Annotated in this window: 17 protein-coding genes; 8 read left to right on the top strand and 9 right to left on the bottom strand. The window is 63.2% G+C overall.

Annotated elements, in window-relative coordinates; translation table 11 throughout:
* The first annotated feature begins 2 nt into the window (after positions 1 to 2).
* From ureC to ureG, 7 genes are all read left to right on the top strand, one after another.
* The gene (gene ureC / locus ACIQUG_RS09935; protein WP_192447069.1) at positions 3 to 1,715 is read left to right on the top strand and encodes an urease subunit alpha; all 1,713 of its coding nucleotides are present in this window, start codon (positions 3 to 5) and stop codon (positions 1,713 to 1,715) included.
* An 18-nt stretch (positions 1,716 to 1,733) separates the two neighbouring features.
* The gene (locus tag ACIQUG_RS09930; protein ID WP_402320316.1) at positions 1,734 to 2,405 is read left to right on the top strand and encodes a TIGR02117 family protein; all 672 of its coding nucleotides are present in this window, start codon (positions 1,734 to 1,736) and stop codon (positions 2,403 to 2,405) included.
* A 276-nt stretch (positions 2,406 to 2,681) separates the two neighbouring features.
* Entirely contained in the window at positions 2,682 to 3,221 is a 540-nt protein-coding gene (locus tag ACIQUG_RS09925) for a peroxiredoxin (RefSeq protein ID WP_402320313.1), read from the top strand.
* Positions 3,222 to 3,391: 170 nt separating this feature from the next.
* Positions 3,392 to 3,688 carry a putative quinol monooxygenase gene (locus tag ACIQUG_RS09920; protein WP_402320310.1) on the top strand — a complete coding sequence of 99 codons (297 nt, stop codon included), beginning with the start codon at positions 3,392 to 3,394 and terminating at the stop codon, positions 3,686 to 3,688.
* 2 nt (positions 3,689 to 3,690) lie between these two features.
* A complete protein-coding gene (gene ureE / locus ACIQUG_RS09915; RefSeq protein ID WP_402320307.1) occupies positions 3,691 to 4,164 on the top strand; it encodes an urease accessory protein UreE in 474 nt (157 codons plus the stop codon).
* Entirely contained in the window at positions 4,157 to 4,828 is a 672-nt protein-coding gene (locus ACIQUG_RS09910; protein ID WP_402320664.1) for an urease accessory protein UreF, read from the top strand. Before ureE ends, ACIQUG_RS09910 begins: the two co-directional genes overlap by 8 nt.
* Before the next feature lie 78 nt (positions 4,829 to 4,906).
* A complete protein-coding gene (gene ureG, locus ACIQUG_RS09905; RefSeq protein WP_402320304.1) occupies positions 4,907 to 5,518 on the top strand; it encodes an urease accessory protein UreG in 612 nt (203 codons plus the stop codon).
* A gap of 45 nt (positions 5,519 to 5,563) precedes the next feature.
* Here the strand turns inward: ureG and ACIQUG_RS09900 are convergent, their stop codons facing one another.
* The 9 genes from ACIQUG_RS09900 to ACIQUG_RS09860 form a co-directional block, all read right to left on the bottom strand.
* On the bottom strand, positions 5,564 to 6,244 hold the full coding sequence (locus ACIQUG_RS09900) for a Crp/Fnr family transcriptional regulator (RefSeq protein ID WP_402320301.1): 681 nt from the start codon (positions 6,242 to 6,244) through the stop codon (positions 5,564 to 5,566).
* A 159-nt stretch (positions 6,245 to 6,403) separates the two neighbouring features.
* Complete coding sequence (locus ACIQUG_RS09895) at positions 6,404 to 9,718, bottom strand: efflux RND transporter permease subunit (protein ID WP_192447064.1); 3,315 nt, start codon at positions 9,716 to 9,718, stop codon at positions 6,404 to 6,406.
* 14 nt (positions 9,719 to 9,732) lie between these two features.
* A complete protein-coding gene (locus ACIQUG_RS09890) occupies positions 9,733 to 10,920 on the bottom strand; it encodes an efflux RND transporter periplasmic adaptor subunit (RefSeq protein ID WP_205238008.1) in 1,188 nt (395 codons plus the stop codon).
* A gap of 525 nt (positions 10,921 to 11,445) precedes the next feature.
* A complete protein-coding gene (locus ACIQUG_RS09885; protein ID WP_043620767.1) occupies positions 11,446 to 12,438 on the bottom strand; it encodes an ABC transporter substrate-binding protein in 993 nt (330 codons plus the stop codon).
* Between the two features lie 51 nt (positions 12,439 to 12,489).
* Positions 12,490 to 13,359 carry an ABC transporter permease gene (locus tag ACIQUG_RS09880; protein WP_043620764.1) on the bottom strand — a complete coding sequence of 290 codons (870 nt, stop codon included), beginning with the start codon at positions 13,357 to 13,359 and terminating at the stop codon, positions 12,490 to 12,492.
* Positions 13,356 to 14,240 carry an ABC transporter permease gene (locus tag ACIQUG_RS09875; protein ID WP_402320295.1) on the bottom strand — a complete coding sequence of 295 codons (885 nt, stop codon included), beginning with the start codon at positions 14,238 to 14,240 and terminating at the stop codon, positions 13,356 to 13,358. Before ACIQUG_RS09875 ends, ACIQUG_RS09880 begins: the two co-directional genes overlap by 4 nt.
* A gap of 2 nt (positions 14,241 to 14,242) precedes the next feature.
* The gene (locus ACIQUG_RS09870; RefSeq protein ID WP_402320292.1) at positions 14,243 to 14,578 is read right to left on the bottom strand and encodes a hypothetical protein; all 336 of its coding nucleotides are present in this window, start codon (positions 14,576 to 14,578) and stop codon (positions 14,243 to 14,245) included.
* Positions 14,575 to 15,039, bottom strand: coding sequence for a GNAT family N-acetyltransferase (locus ACIQUG_RS09865; RefSeq protein WP_402320289.1), 465 nt, complete (start codon positions 15,037 to 15,039; stop codon positions 14,575 to 14,577). Before ACIQUG_RS09865 ends, ACIQUG_RS09870 begins: the two co-directional genes overlap by 4 nt.
* Positions 15,029 to 15,820 carry an ABC transporter ATP-binding protein gene (locus ACIQUG_RS09860; protein WP_043620799.1) on the bottom strand — a complete coding sequence of 264 codons (792 nt, stop codon included), beginning with the start codon at positions 15,818 to 15,820 and terminating at the stop codon, positions 15,029 to 15,031. Before ACIQUG_RS09860 ends, ACIQUG_RS09865 begins: the two co-directional genes overlap by 11 nt.
* Positions 15,821 to 15,941: 121 nt before the next feature.
* On the opposite strand from ACIQUG_RS09860, the gene ACIQUG_RS09855 reads away from it, so the two are divergent.
* The gene (locus tag ACIQUG_RS09855) at positions 15,942 to 16,355 is read left to right on the top strand and encodes a cupin domain-containing protein (RefSeq protein WP_402320286.1); all 414 of its coding nucleotides are present in this window, start codon (positions 15,942 to 15,944) and stop codon (positions 16,353 to 16,355) included.
* Positions 16,356 to 16,412 lie beyond the last annotated feature (57 nt).

Raw genomic sequence — 16,412 nt, 5'->3', positions numbered from 1 at the left:
CCATGCCCTACAAGATGTCGCGCGCGGCCTATGCCAACATGTTCGGCCCGACGGTCGGCGACAAGGTGCGGCTCGCCGATACCGAACTTTTCGTCGAGGTGGAGAAGGATTTCACCACCTATGGCGAGGAGGTGAAGTTCGGCGGCGGCAAGGTCATTCGCGACGGCATGGGGCAGAGCCAGATGACGCGCGCCGAGGGTGCCGTCGACACTGTCATCACCAATGCGCTGATCGTCGACCACTGGGGCATCGTCAAGGCGGATATCGGCCTCAAGGACGGACGCATCGCCGGCATCGGCAAGGCCGGCAACCCGGACACGCAACCGGGCGTCACCGTCATCGTCGGTCCCGGCACGGAGGTCATTGCGGGCGAAGGCAAGATCATCACCGCCGGCGGCATGGACAGCCACATCCACTACATCTGCCCGCAGCAGATCGAAGAAGCGCTGGTGAGCGGGCTGACCACCATGCTCGGCGGCGGCGCCGGGCCGGGGCACGGCACGCTTGCGACCACCTGCACCTCCGGTCCCTGGCATCTCGCCCGCATGATCGAGGCGGCCGACGGCTTCCCGATGAACATCGCCTTTGCCGGCAAGGGCAACGCGTCGCGGCCGGGCGCGCTGGTGGAAATGGTGCTGGCCGGCGCCACCTCGCTGAAGCTGCATGAGGACTGGGGCTCGACGCCGGCGGCGATCGATTGCTGCCTCGGCGTTGCCGACGAATACGACGTTCAGGTGATGATCCACACGGACACGCTGAACGAGAGCGGCTTCGTCGAGGATACGATCGCGGCGATCAAGGGCCGCACCATCCACGCCTTTCACACGGAAGGGGCGGGTGGCGGCCACGCGCCCGATATCATCAAGATCTGCGGCCAGCCGAACGTCATCCCGTCCTCGACCAACCCGACGCGGCCCTACACCAAGAATACGCTCGCCGAGCATCTGGACATGCTGATGGTCTGCCACCACCTGTCGCCGTCGATCCCCGAGGACATCGCCTTTGCCGAGAGCCGCATCCGCAAGGAAACGATCGCGGCCGAGGACATCCTGCACGACATCGGCGCCTTCTCGATCATCTCCTCCGACAGCCAGGCGATGGGCCGCGTCGGCGAGGTGGCGATCCGCACCTGGCAGACCGCCGACAAGATGAAGCGCCAGCGCGGGCCGCTGCCGCAGGAAACCGGCGACAACGACAATTTCCGGGTGAAGCGCTACATCGCCAAATACACGATCAATCCGGCGATCGCCCACGGCCTCAGCCATGAGATCGGCTCGATCGAGGTCGGCAAGCGGGCCGATCTCGTCCTCTGGAACCCGGCCTTCTTCGGCGTGAAGCCCGACTTCGTGCTGCTGGGCGGCTCGATCGCGATGGCGCCGATGGGCGATCCGAACGCCTCCATTCCGACGCCGCAGCCGGTGCACTACCGGCCGATGTTTGCCGCCTATGGCAAGAACCGCACCAGCTCCTCCGTCACCTTCGTGTCGCAGGCCTCGCTCGATGCCGGCCTTGCCGCCAAGCTCGGCGTTGCCAAGCAGCTCGTGGCTGTCCGCAATACCCGTGGCGGCATCGGCAAAGCGTCGATGATCCACAACAACCTGCTGCCACATATCGAGGTGGACCCGGAGACCTACGAGGTGCGCGCCGACGGCGAACTTCTGACCTGCGAGCCGGCGACGGTCGTGCCGATGGCACAGCGCTACTTCCTGTTCTAGAGCAGGCAGGGACAGGGAATGAAGCGTGGTCTGAAATGGGCTTTCTTCGGCCTGCTGGCGGCGGTGCTTGCCGTCGTCGCAGGTACCCTGCTGCCGCGGCCGCTCCTTCCGGTTTCCGCCTCTGCGACCGGAACCGGGGGCACGCGCATCCTTCTGCTTTCCGGCCCGATCCACACGGACATCGCCATACCCCTGACGGAGGAAACCCGGGCGCGGTTCGCGTTTGTCGAGGCGGCCGGCGTACCGCTTGCGCATCCGCAGGCCGAATGGCTGATCTTCGGTTGGGGCGGGCGCTCCTTCTATCTGGAAACGCCGACCTGGTCGGAGCTGAAGGCCGGGCCGGTGTTCAAGGCGCTGACGCTCGACCGCTCGGTCATGCATGTGGATATCGCCGGCCGGATCGTAGAGCCGCAGGCGGCTGTCGCCGGCTTCGAGCTGAACGAAGCGGGATACGATCGGCTGCTCGACTTTGTGGCTGAGAGCTTCACCCGCGAGGCCGGAGCCGTCGTTCCGGTCGACGGCTTTTCCTACAATGGCAACGACCGCTTTTTCGAGGCTGGCGGCAGCTTCAACGCGCTCTTCGGCTGCAACACATGGACGGCGCGGGCGTTGCGAGAGGCCGGCTTGAGGACGGGCCTGTGGAACCCGGTTCCGCCAAGTCTTGGGTTGTCGCTGCGGCTCCATAACTGAGCAATGACGGGCCGATTGGAGCCATGCGGCCACCGCATGGCTGCCATGCTTGCATGTGAATTGGGGCCTTTCGTGCTGCGCCGCAGCGCAAGATCCGATAGGAAGACGGCTGACCTTTCTCGGTTGCCAGCAATCCTCCCAAGACCTGCCGACCGAGAGCTGCGCCAGAGCGGTTTGCGGTTTCCCGCATGTATCCCGCTCTAACTTACAAGAGACGATCACGTTCATGATTTTGGTCGAGCTGACCCAGATCATCGTGGTCCAAAGGAGATGACGATGCTTGGCAGAAAAGTACCCGCTGTAACGTTCCGCACCCGCGTTCGCGACGAGGCCGTTGGCGGCTCGAACCCGTTCCGCTGGGAGGACATGTCCTCCGACGATTACTTCGCAGGCAAGCGCGTCGTGCTGTTCTCGCTGCCGGGCGCGTTCACGCCGACCTGCTCGACCTTCCAGCTGCCCGATTTCGAAAAGCTGACGGCCGATTTCCGCGCCGAAGGCGTCGACGAAATCTACTGCATCTCGGTCAACGATGCTTTCGTCATGAACGCCTGGGGCAAGTCCCAGAGCCTCGAAAACGTCAAGCTGATCCCGGACGGTTCGGGTGAGTTCACCCGCAAGATGGGCATGCTCGTTGCCAAGGACAACCTCGGCTTCGGCATGCGCTCCTGGCGCTACGCTGCCGTCGTCAACAACGGCGTTGTCGAGCAGTGGTTCGAGGAAGAAGGCTATTCCGACAACTGCGACAGCGACCCCTATGGTGTTTCCTCGCCGCAGAACATTCTGGAGACGCTGAAGTCCCAGAAGCTCGCCGCTTGATGGTAGCGGTCTACCGTTCCTGATTGGAAAAAGCCCGAAGATCGGATCCGGTCTTCGGGCTTTTTCTTGCGCGGTCCCAGTCGCCGAAGGCGCCTGAAAAGCCGTGCTCGCCGCTGGCGCCAGTGCTTTTTCTTGCTAAAGTAGCCGACAGAAAAGATATCGAGGGTTCAATGGTTTACATTATCGCCTACCTGACCGCACACCCGGGCAAGGGGGATGAGGTGGTGTCGCTTGCAGCACCGCTGATCGAGGCCACGCGGCGCGAAGTCGGCTGCATCACCTATGATCTCTACCGCAAGCCGGCCGAACCCGATGTGCTGGTGTTTGTCGAGACCTGGAAGGACAAGGCCGCCGTCGACGCGCATTTCGAGGAGCCGCATCTGAAAGCCTTCCAGGCGGCGATGGCCGACCTGCTGGTCGAGGCGCGCATCGAGCTGGTGACGCCGGAAAAGGTCGAGGTTCTCTGACGATGCCCTATCGTTCGACAGAGGTTCTCTCGCCCGGCCCTGCCGAAATTGCGCCGCTTCACAGCGTGACATTGACGCATGACGCGCGGCATCTGCGCCGCAAATTGCTGCATCTCGAAAACGACGATGTGGTGATGCTGGATCTCAAGGAAGCGGTGATGCTTGCCGATGGCGACCTCCTGGTGCTCGAGGGGGGCGGCCATATCCGTATCGTCGCGGCACCGGAAGCGCTCTATGAAATTCGCACACGCGACGCGATGCATCTGATCGAGCTTGCCTGGCATCTCGGCAATCGCCACCTGCCGGCGCAGTTCGAAGAAAACCGAATCCTGATTGCCCGCGATCCGGTGATCCGCCAGATGCTCGAAGGCCTGGGCGCGGCGGTGAGCGACGTTTCGTTGCCTTTCCATCCGCTGCGCGGCGCCTACCATGCCGGCGGCCACAACCATGGCCATAGCCACCACCACCATGGCTGAGCGGATCGACACGCAAGGGCTGCTTCGCCTCGTGACATGGATGTCGCCGGCCTTTCCGGTCGGCGCCTTTTCCTATTCCAGCGGGCTCGAGCAGGCGGTTTACGACCGTCTGGTGACCGACGCCGGCGCGCTTCGTACCTGGCTTGAGACCGTCGTCTCTCAGGGCTCCGGCTGGAACGACGCGCTGCTTCTGGCCGAGAGCTATCGCGCCGTGAACGACCATGCCCGTCTGGCTGCGGCGGCAGAGCTTGCCGAAGCCCTGGCGGGGAGCCGCGAGCGCCATATGGAAACGATGCTGCAGGGTCAGGCGTTCGTCGCAGCCGCGCGGTCGTGGCCACATCCGGTTCTCGATGCGCTGCCAGAGAGTGTCGCCTATCCGGTCGCCGTCGGTGCCGTTGCCGGGGCCCATGAAACGGGCCTCGAGCCGGCGCTCGCCGCCTATCTCAACGCCTCTGTCTCGAACGCCGTGTCCGTAGCGATCCGCTGCGGCGTGACCGGCCAGCGCGACGGTGTCGGCGTCATCGCAGCTCTTGAAGCGGTCATCGCCACGACAGCCGTCAAGGCGGCCGGTGCCACGCTGGAGGATCTCGGCTCGGCCACGATAACAGCGGATATTTCGGCGCTGAGACACGAGAGCCTGCATTCGCGGCTCTTCCGTTCGTAACCCATAGAACTGCGCGATTTCGGACGGAAACTGCCTCACGCTTTCCCGGAATTGCTTCCACCTTGAAAGGACATCCAGATGGCATCGAAGAACGGTCCCCTTCGCGTCGGCATCGGCGGGCCGGTGGGCTCGGGCAAGACGGCGCTGACCGACAAGCTCTGCAAGGCGATGCGGGAGAAGTACTCCGTCGCCGTCGTCACTAACGACATCTACACCAAGGAAGATGCCGAGGCGCTGGTGCGCATGCAGGCGTTGCCGTCCGATCGCATCGTCGGGGTGGAGACCGGTGGGTGCCCGCACACGGCGATCCGCGAGGACGCCACGATCAATCTGCAGGCGATTGCCGATCTCAACCGCCGCATTCCCGACCTCGATATCGTCTTCATCGAATCCGGCGGTGACAATCTCGCGGCGACCTTTTCGCCCGATCTCGCCGACCTGACGATCTATGTCATTTCGGTCTGCCAGGGCGAGGAAATCCCGCGCAAGGGCGGGCCGGGGATCACCAAATCGGACCTTCTGGTCATCAACAAGAAGGATCTCGCCCCTTATGTCGGCGCCGATCTCGACGTGATGCAGCGGGACGCGACGCGCATGCGGGCGGAAAAGCCCTTCGTCTTTACCGACATGAAGCGCGGCGACGGCATCAACCGGATCGTCGATTTCCTGACGCTGCACGGCGGGCTTTGACGCCGTGCGCTTTTGTTGCTTCTGGCGCCTGAGCTTGTCAGTGCGTCAGAAGCGCTCCAGCGCCTGCCGGTCGTGGATCTCGATGACGCGGCCCTTGACGGTGACGCCGGAGCGGCGAAGGGCCGAGAAAGCGCGCGAGAGTGCCTCGGGCGCCAGGCCCAGCTTGCCCGCCAGCACATTCTTCTGGAAGGGCAGGCGGAAGGAAAAGTTGGTGATGCCGTCGGGGCAATTGCCGAGAATGTAGCTTGCGACCCGCTGCGGCGCCGTCAGCAGCCGGTCTTCGGCCAGGCAATCCTCGGCCATTTGCGCGTGTCGGCACAGAAGCTGCATCAGCGCGTCGGCGATCTCGGGTGACTGTTCGGCCAGCCTGCGAAGCCTGCGGCTGTCGATCCGCGCAAGCATCGTCGTCTCGATCGCCTGGGCGTTGGCGGTGGCGCGGTTGCCGAGGAACATCGCGCTTTCACCGAAAAGCTCGCCTTTCGGGAAGACGGCGATATCCGCCTCGCGCCCGTCCTTGCCCAGCCGGTAAAGGCGCACCAGACCGGAGAGGACGAAGAAGACTTGGTCCAGCGCCTCGCCCTGGCCAAACAGGATGTCGTGCTCCTCGTGGGTGGAAACCACGACATCATCGAGAATGGCGCTCGAGGCCGCCGCCGGCAGCTTTTCGAAAAAGCAGGAGCCGAGCAGCACCGCCCTGTCGTTCGAGTTCAATCGCAACGTCTTCATCGTACCCGTCCTGAGTAAAATCCAGCGCTAGGGTAGAGGGCTTTGCGGATCGTGGTTTGACCTCGATCAAATAGAAACAACAAAAAGCCCGCGCTTGCAGGGCGCGGGCTTGCTTTGGAATTGTGGCAGCCCAGGGTGGAGGGCCACGCCGGTGACGATTTACTCGGCTGCGAGCGCCGGATGATTGATGACCTTGCCGCCGGACCGTGCCTTGGTCTGGTCCGTTTCCAGCGTCTTCAGCCGGTCTTCCAGGCCCTCGATCGTCTTGCCTTGTTCGTGCACGAGGCCCGTGAGGGCTTCGCGGTCGAGGGGCAGGTTTTCCTCGTCCTTCTTGCCGACGAAGCGTCCGAAAGCCCAGGCGAGCAGGCGCGACAGGTCGTCCATGATCAGGAAGAACGATGGTACCACGACGAGGCTGAGAACCGTCGAGACGATGATGCCGCCGATCACGGCGATCGCCATCGGGGCGCGGAACGAGCCGCCTTCGCCGACGCCAAGCGCGGAGGGCAGCATCCCCGCCGACATGGCGATCGATGTCATGATAATCGGGCGGGCGCGCTTGCGGCCCGCTTCGATCATCGCCTGCGTCCGGTCCATGCCGTGATGCATCATCTCGATGCCGAAGTCGACGAGCAGGATGGCGTTCTTGGTGACGATGCCCATCAACATCAGGATGCCGATCAGCACCGGCATCGACAGCGAGTTCTGGGTCAGGATCAAGCCGGCTGCGACACCGCCCATTGCAAGCGGCAGCGAGAACAGGATGGTGAACGGCTGGATCACGTCCTTGAACAGGAGGATCAGCACCACCAGCACCAGCATCAGGCCGAGCAGCATCGCATTGACGAAGCTTTGCTGCATTTCCTCTTCGACCTCTGCGTCACCGCTCTTCAGCAGTTGAACCGTGGACGGCATCTTGGCTTCGTCGGCAATCTGCAGGAAGCGCGCCGAGGCGGTATTGAGCGCCACGCCGATTGGAAGATCCGCGCCGAGCGCCACGACGCGGTTGCGGTCGTAGCGCTTGATCGAGCTCGGTCCTTCGGAATAGTTGATGTCGGCGACGCTCGACAACGGTACCGTCAACCCCGAAGCGGTCTGGATCTTCAGATTGCGGATCGCGGCGATATCCGTGCGGAAGTCGCGGTTGATCTGCACGCGGATCGGGATCAGCCGACCGTCAAGGGCGATCTTCGTCAATGCAGCGTCGATATCGCCGATGGTGGCGACACGGATGACTTCCGAGATCTGCGCGGTGGTGATGCCGAGGCGCGACATCTGCTCGTCGCGCGGACGGATCTGCAACTCGGGACGCGGGAGGGCGCCGTCCGGGCTGACATTGGCCAGCAACGGATCGCTGCGCAGCTTTCCTTCCAGAATGCCGACGGCTTTGTCGAGATCGGCCTCGTTGTTGGAGAGCAGATTGAACGACAGTTCCCGCTCGCCGCGGTCGTTGAGCTTGATCACCCGGACATCCGGCAAATCGCGAACGCGGGCAAAGATTTCCTTCTCGATCTGCGACTGCGGAATGATGCGGCCCGATGGCGGCAACTTCGGCAGGTACTGGCCGACGACCGGCAGTTTGCCGAAGACGTCGTTGACCACCTTGTTGAGGAGCGAGTGGTCGCGCTTTTCGAGCAGTACCGTGACGGTCGCCCGGCGCAGTTCCAGGTCGCCCTTCGGCGAGGCGCCGCCAAGCACGAACACGCTTTCGACGCCGTCCAGGTCCTTGACCCTTTCGTAGATCTGCGCGGTCGTCCGGTCGGTGTCTTCCAGCATAGCGTCGGGCGCCAGTTCGACCGACAGGCTGACACGCGACGTGTCGTCCGGAGGCAGGAACCCGCCGGGCACGAACATGAACAAGGCGGCCACGGAGGCCACGGTCACCCCGATCGCGATGAGCACCGTCAGGTAGCGCATGTACCAGCGTTTCGTCGTCGCATGAACCAGACGCGTGTAGCCGCGCATCAGGGTGCCGTCTTCGGCATGATGCCCGTCAAGTTTGGACGGACGCATCATATAGGCGGCCATGACCGGCGTAATCAGGCGTGCAACGAGCAGCGAGAAGAAGACCGAGACGGCGACGGTTAGGCCAAACTGGATGAAGTACTGGCCAACAATCCCCGGCATGAACGACACCGGGATGAAAACCGCGATGATCGTGAACGTGGTTGCGATCACCGCGAGGCCGATTTCATCCGCCGCTTCGATCGCCGCCCGGTAGGGCGACTTGCCCATATGGATATGCCGCTCGATATTCTCGATCTCGACGATGGCGTCGTCGACAAGGATGCCGGTTGCAAGTGTCAGTGCGAGGAAGCTGACAAGATTGAGCGAGAAGCCGAGCAGTTCCATGACCCAGAAGGTTGGAACGGCCGACAACGGCAGGGCTACGGCGCAGATCAGCGTGGCGCGCCAGTTGCGCAGGAACAGCATGACGACGATGACGGCGAGCAGCGCACCTTCCATCAGCGTGTGCAGCGCCGCTTCGTAGTTGCCGTAGGTGAAGTAGACGGAATCGTCGACCATTTCGATGGTGACATCCGGGTTCGACGCGCGGATCTTCTCGAGCGATTTGGCGACCGTCTCGGCGACGCTGACTTCCGAGGCGCCCTTGGCGCGGAAAACTGCGAAGGTCACGCCGGGGGTGCCGTTGAAGCGCGAGAAGGAGCGTGGCTCCTCATAGGTGTCCGTGACCGTGCCGAGATCGGACAGGCGCACGAAACGGCCGCTCGGGACCGAGATCATCGTGTTGGCGAGTTGGTCGACATTGCGGGCGTCGCCGAGCGTGCGGATCGCCTGCTCGCTGCCGCCCACCTGGCCGCGGCCGGAGCCGAGGTCCATGTTCATGCGGCGCAGCTGGCCATTGACGTCGGCGGCGGTGATGCCGAGCGAATTCAGCTTGTCTTCGTTGAGTTCGACACGCACTTCCCGGTCGGCGCCGCCGTAGCGGTCGACGCGGCCGATGCCGCTCTTGCCCTGGATTTCGCGCTTGATGACGTCATCGACGAACCAGGAAAGCTCTTCCAGCGACATGCCGGGCGCCGAGACGGAGAAGGTCTGGATCGCCTGGCCTTCGACATCGACCTTGGAGACGATCGGCTCTTCGATCGAGGTCGGCAGGTCGCTGCGGATGCGGTCGATCGCATCCTTCACGTCCTGCACAGCCTGGGTTGTCGGCACTTCCATGCGGAAGATCACGGCGGTCGTCGATGTGCCGTCGTTGATCGTCGACTGGATGTGGTCGACACCGGTGACGCTGGCGACCGCGTCCTCGATCTCCTTGGTGACCTGCGTTTCAAGCTCGGCAGGCGAGGCACCGCTCTGGGCCACGCTGATCGAGACGATCGGCACGTCGATGTTGGGGAAGCGGGTGATAGGCAGACTATTGAACGACTGATAGCCGAGCACCATCAGCACGAAAAAGGCAAGGATCGGTGCGATCGGATTGCGTATGGACCAGGCTGAGAAGTTCATGGTCACTGTTCCTGTCAGTTGGTCGCTGGTTCGGCGGACTTGACGGGGTTGATGCGGTCGCCGTCACGGACATAGGCGCCGGCTCTCGCCACGACATCGTCTCCGGCCTTCACGCCGTCGACGACTTCGATGAACTTGCCGTCGGAAATCCCTGTCTTGACCGGCAGGATGCGGATCACACCGTCTTCCACCTTCCGGACGATCGTGCGGCCGTTCTCATTGGTAACGGCCGTTTGCGGCAAGACGACCGCCTGCTTCTGCTCGGCGGTGATCAGCGCGCTCGCATACATGCCGGAGCGTGCCTTCTCGGTATCCACCAGGCTGATGAAAACGGTGCCGAGGCGACTAACCGGATCGACCGTTGGTGCAATCAGGCGGATCTTGCCCTCGACCTTGGTGTTGCCGCCGGCGAGCGTCACGACGGCCGGCTGACCGACGGCGAGCTTGATGATATCGGCTTCGGCGACATCGGCCTTCATCTCGATAGCGCCATCGCGGATCATGGCGAAGAGCGGCTCGCTGTTGCCGGTGGCGATCGCGCCGACCTTGGCATTCTTGGCCGAAATGACACCGGCGACCGGCGCCTTGACCTCGGTCCGCGCGAGGCGCAGATCGATGTCGTCGATCTGCGCTTCGGCGACCTTGATGTCGGCACTGGCCACGGCCACGGCCTGCTCGGCCGAAAGCACACGGGCATGCGTCGCGATCGCGAGTGCGCGGACGCGATCGGCCTCGGCCGTCGAGACGGTGCCGTTCTTGGAGAGTTCGGCGGCGCGTTCGCTGACGCGCTTGGCCTCGTCGTTGTTGGCCTTGGTTTCGCTGAGCTGGGCGTTCAACTGGGCAAGCCCGGCCTCGGCCTTGGCAAGCGAGGCTTCGAGTTCGCTTTTTTGCAGGCGAAGCGCGTCGTCGTTCAAGACCACGAGAACGCTGCCGGCTTCGACCGTGTCGCCGACATCGACATTGAGCGTGCGGATGGAGAGGCCGTCGACCATCGGGGCGACGTAGACCTGCTCGACAGCCTGGATGGTGCCGGTCGCAACCACCCGGTCGCTGATCGACTGGTCGACCGCCGTCGTCACGACGATGGAGGGCAGGCTCGGCGCTGGTTTTGGTTGTGCTGCTTCCTCCGCCCGGGCGAAGGAAAGCGAACCAAGTGTCATCGCAGCGCACACGCTGAGAACAGGCAATACTTTTTGAGCCATCGGCTTAACAGTCCCGGCAATGGAAACAACATCGAGCGGATCACCGCTCGAGGCAGGATCCACGGGCAATCAGGCGATTTTATCGCGCCGACATCGCGCCCCGTCGATTGCACGGGGACAGAGGACTGCGCTTCTCCTCACTTCGCGCTCCGCGTGCACGGTATCAGACCGTAGACGCGGGCGGAACTGGGACCGGTTACCGCAGGCATGGCACTGGAAAAAAGACGTCCTCCATCATGCCTGCCTCCAACAAACATCGTCGCCTATGTAATCTCGGCCTTGCACGCTTACAAGAGTGCTCGAAGCGATGGTGCCTCAATATTCAGTTCGTTCTGCGGTTATGGTTGCGATCTTGACACGATCTTGACAGTGGCAAGCAAAGGTAGCGCCGTTGCTTGCCGCGTTACCACCCCCACGCCCGGTACCCGGCAGCAGCTTGGCGGATGCGAACGACCGCTAAGAAAACGGAAGAGGGCCGCACGATACTGAGCCGTGCGACCCTCTTTTGCTTTGTGGAAACAGGTCCTATTTCAGCGCGGCGTCGGTGATCTCGTGGGTCCAGGCGCCCTCAGGCTCCTTGGAAATCACGGGATCGGAACCGCCCGAAAGCAGCGACTGGACGGTGCGCTTGTAGTCTGCCTCGTCGAGCGAACCGTTGGAACCGGCGGTGAGCTTCGCCACTTCGCTCATCATGCGCTTCTGGTGCTTCTCCGTCTGGGCGCCGGTGGAGTCGTTCTCAAGAACGATATCGGCGGCCTCGTCCGGGTTCTGCTCGGCGTACTTCCAGCCCTTCATCGAGGCACGGACGAACTTGACCATCTTGTCCTTGAAAGCCGGATCCTTGAGCTTGTCCTCAAGCACGTAAAGGCCGTCTTCGAGCGTCGCCACGCCCTGGTCTTCATACTTGAAGGTCACCAGGTCGTCCGGCTTGATGCCGGCGTCGATGACCTGCCAGTACTCGTTGTAGGTCATGGTCGAGATGCAGGCAGCCTGCTTCTGGATCAGCGGGTCGACGTTGAAGCCCTGCTTCAGCACGGTGACGCCATTCGGCCCGCCGTCAGTCGGGATCTTCAGGTGCGACATCCAGGAGAGGAACGGATACTCGTTGCCGAAGAACCAGACACCCAGCGTCTGGCCCTTGAACTTGTCGGGGCTGGTGACACCGGTTTCCTTCAGGCAGGTCAGCATCATGCCCGACTTCTTGAACGGCTGGGCGATGTTGACGAGGGCCACGCCCTTTTCACGGGTCGCAAGGGCCGACGGCATCCAGTCGACGATGACGTCGGCGCCGCCACCGGCGATCACCTGGGCCGGTGCGATGTCCGGGCCGCCGGGCTTGATGTCGACGTCGAGGCCTTCTTCTTCGTAGAACCCCTTGTCCTTGGCGACGTAGTAGCCGGCAAACTGCGCCTGGGTCACCCACTTCAGCTGCAGCGTCACCTTTTCGGCAGCTTCAGCCTGGAACGCTGCGAGCGAAAAGACGCCTGCGGCGAGAAGCGATGCAAGTCTTTTGTTCATGTCAGTTCCCTCTTGTTTTTACTTCGTTTTATTCAAGTTCTTCAAGCAGGCTCAGGCGCGCCCTCCGCGGATGGAGGGATGCCAGAAGGTGACGGCGCGCTCGATGAGTGCGACCACCCCGTAGAAGGCGGAACCGGCGACCGCCGCAACGGCGATCTCGGCCCAGACCATGTCGACATTCATGCGTCCCACTTCCGTGGAAATCCGGAACCCCATGCCGACGATGGGGGTCCCGAAGAACTCGGCGACGATGGCGCCGATCAGCGCCAGCGTCGAATTGATCTTGAGCGCGGTGAAGATGAACGGCCAGGCGGCCGGCAGGCGCAATTTGACCAGCGTCTGCCACCAGGAGGCAGCGTAGGTGCGCATCAGGTCGCGTTCCATGTGGCTGGCGGCGGCAAGGCCGGCAACCGTGTTCACCAGCATCGGGAAGAAGGTCATGATGACGACGACGGCAACCTTCGACTGCCAGTCGAAGCCGAACCACATGACCATGATCGGGGCGACGCCGATCACCGGAAGCGCCGAGACGAAATTGCCGAGCGGCAGAAGGCCCTTCTGCAGGAAGGGCGACCGGTCGATCAGGATCGCGACGGCAAAGCCGAGGCCGCAGCCGAGCGCATATCCGATCAGCACCGCTTTCAGGAAGGTCTGGCGGAAATCGGCGCCAAGCGTCGGCAGCGAGTTGATCAGCCTCTGCCAGATCATCGAGGGCGCCGGCAAAAGCACGGAGGGGACCTGGAAGCCGCGCACGATGCCTTCCCAGAGGACGAGGATGGTGATGCCGAAAAGCAGGGGCACGGCAAAGCGCGCGGCGCTGTTGGCGATATCGCTTTCAAATTTCTGGCGCACCAGCCATTCGTTGAAGGCCCAGGCGGCGAGCCAGAAGATGATCGCAGCAGCAAGGACGGGGAGGTTCATGGCTTGGCTCCCATGCGCTTGAGGACGGCGGTATGGGCGAAGCCGACGATCATGACGAGAACGGCGGCAAGAGCCGCCGCCATGAACAGCGCCGCCCAGATCTGGACCGTCTGGCCATAGTAGGAGCCGGCGAGCAGCCGGGCACCGAGGCCGGCGACAGCACCGGTCGGCAGTTCGCCGACGATGGCGCCGACCAGCGAAATGGCGACGGCGACCTTCAACGAAGTGAAGAGATAGGGCATCGACGACGGCCAGCGCAGCTTCCAGAAGGTCTGGGCCGAGGAGGCATTGTAGGTGTGCATCAGGTCGAGCTGGATCGTCTCGGGGCTGCGCAGGCCCTTCACCATGCCGACGACGACAGGGAAGAAGGAGAGATAGGTCGAGATCAGCGCCTTCGGCAACAGCCCGGAAATGCCGATAGCGTTCAAGACAACGATGATCATCGGCGCAATCGCGAGGATCGGGATCGTCTGGCTGGCGATCACCCAGGGCATCAGCGAGCGGTCCATCGCGCGGTTGTGCACGATGCCGACCGCCAGCAGGATGCCGAGCGCGGCGCCGATGCCGAAGCCGAGCAGGGTTGCCGAGAGCGTGATCCAGGCGTGGTAGACGAGGCTGCGCTTGGAGGTGATCGCCTTGTTGAAGGTGGTGTCCCAGATTTCGGCGATCACCTGGTGCGGCGCCGGCAGGACCGGACGTTCCTGCGCCATGGTGTTGCGCACGATGTCGGAAAAGCTGATCTCGGTGCCGGCGCGGGCTGCCGTATCACGCTCGAAGGGCGCGTTGAGGAAGACGACCGCGACATACCAGATGGCGATCAGCAGCAGGACGACGGTGCCGACCGGCACCAACTTGTCCCTGATGAAACTTGGTTCCTGCATCGTCACGCCTTTCCGCTTGCGGGCAACAACATCAGGCCCATGGCGACGATGCCGAGAAGCACGCCGGCGGCCTGTGTGAGGCTCAGTCGTTCGCCGAACACCGTGAAGGCGATGACATTGACCATCACGAGCTGCACGATCGCCGACAGCGAGATGGCAAGGCCGAGGCCGCCCTCGCGCATGAGCTTCACCATGATGATGTTGCCGACCACGTAGAGCCCGAGTGCCAGGAAGAGCGTGCCGAGGTGGTTGTTGGAGACATAGGCGCGCGAGGCGGTGGCGCCGCCGAGGAAGATCGTCGTTGCGAGCAGCATCCAGAGGCCAAAGGCAAGGTTCATGCCCGCACCTCCCTGCCGCACCAGCGATAGAGGATATCCGGCAGCTGTTCCTCGTTGTCGCCGTTGGTCCGCCGGACAGCCTTAAAGCCCTGGTGCTCGTAGAAGCGCTGGGCATCACGGTTGTTTTCGAAGGTCCAAAGGCTCAACTCGTCCGGTGACATCGCCTTGGCGGTATCAATCAGCCGGGCGCCAATGCCGGCGCCTCGGTGCCGCTCATCGATATAGAGCGCAGTGACGTGGTGGTCGTCGGAGAGGGAAAGGAAGCCGGCGATCTCGCCATGCTCCTCGGCCAGGAACACGGTGCGCTCAGCAAAGACGGTTTCGGCGTAATAACGTTCGACATCGGCATGCTCGTGCACCCGCGGCATCCAGGCCGTCGCGTCGATCCAGCGATTGAGAATGCCGGCGCAGGCGGCCATGTCGGTCTGTTCGGCCCGGCGGATGCCGATGCTATTCGTCATAGCTGTGTCCCGCGCGCAGGCCTTCGCGAACGCGATGGGCGATTTCGAGGAACTCCGGCGTTTCGCGAATGCCGAGCGGCCGTTCGCGCGGCAACGGCGATTCGATCACGTCGGTGACGCGGCCGGGGCGAGGGCTCATCACCACGATCTTGGTGGAGAGATAGACGGCCTCGGGGATCGAATGGGTGACGAAACAGATCGTCTTGTTGGTGCGAGCCCAGAGCTTCAAGAGCTGTTCGTTGAGATGGTCGCGCACGATCTCGTCGAGCGCGCCGAAGGGTTCGTCCATCAAAAGCAGATCGGCGTCGAAGGCGAGTGCGCGGGCGATCGAGGCGCGCTGCTGCATGCCGCCGGAGAGCTGCCAGGGGTATTTTTTGCCGAAGCCCGTGAGGTTGACGAGGTCGAGCGTGCGCTCGATGCGCGCCTTCTTCTCTTCCTTCGAATAGCCCATGATCTCCAGCGGCAGGGCGATGTTGTTTTCGATCGTGCGCCAGGGATAGAGCGCGGCCGCCTGGAAGACATAGCCATAGGCGCGCTCCTTGCGCGCTTCCTCGGGCGTCATGCCGTTGACGCTGATCTTGCCGGACGTCGCCTTTTCGAGATCGGCGATTACGCGCAGGAAGGTCGTCTTGCCGCAACCGGAAGGACCGATGAAGGAAACGAAGTCACCCTTGGCGACATCCAGGTTGACGCCGGTCAGCGCATGGACGGGGCCATCGGCGGTGTCGAAAGTCAGGCAGAGGTCCCGGGCCGAAACCACGGATGCGGTATTGGACGTCATCGGCGAATACTCATTCTGGCTGGTCTGTGTCAGACTGCTATCCGGACCGGCAACATGCAATCGCGGATTTGGGTGCGAAGCCGTTTGTTGCTGGTTTTTCAGGGAATTCTGGAGAACGCTCATGTCTCGATCATCCAATCCGGGCTGTCGCGTGGTTCGTCCTGAAGGCGCCGTGGCCGGCCAGCAGGGGCTCAACTATTTCGAGGGTATTGCGGCGGAGACCGTCGGGGCGACCGGGCTCTGCATGCATATCGTCACGATCCCACCCGGCGCGCGCGCCAAGGCGCATCTGCACGAGAGCCACGAGACGGCGATCTACGTGCTTTCCGGAGAGGCCTGGACCTGGTTTGGCGAGAGGCTTGAGGAGCACGTCGTCGCTCGGGCCGGCGAGATGGTCTACATCCCCGCCGGCATGCCGCACCTGCCGGAGAACCGCTCGAACGAACCCTGTTCGGCTGTCATCGCGCGCACGGACCCGAACCAGCGCGAAAGCCTCGTGCTGCTGCCCGAGCTCGATCACCTCGTGCCCGGCTGACGGCTCCCAGGCCGAAGCGCCCCGCCAAAGTGGCGGGACATGTCCGGTGGGACAGAG

This window comes from Ensifer sp. NPDC090286, assembly GCF_044769565.1.
GTDB lineage: Bacteria > Pseudomonadota > Alphaproteobacteria > Rhizobiales > Rhizobiaceae > Ensifer.
The sequence above is the reverse complement of the archived record's forward strand: the minus strand, read 5'-3'. Positions and strand labels throughout refer to the sequence as shown.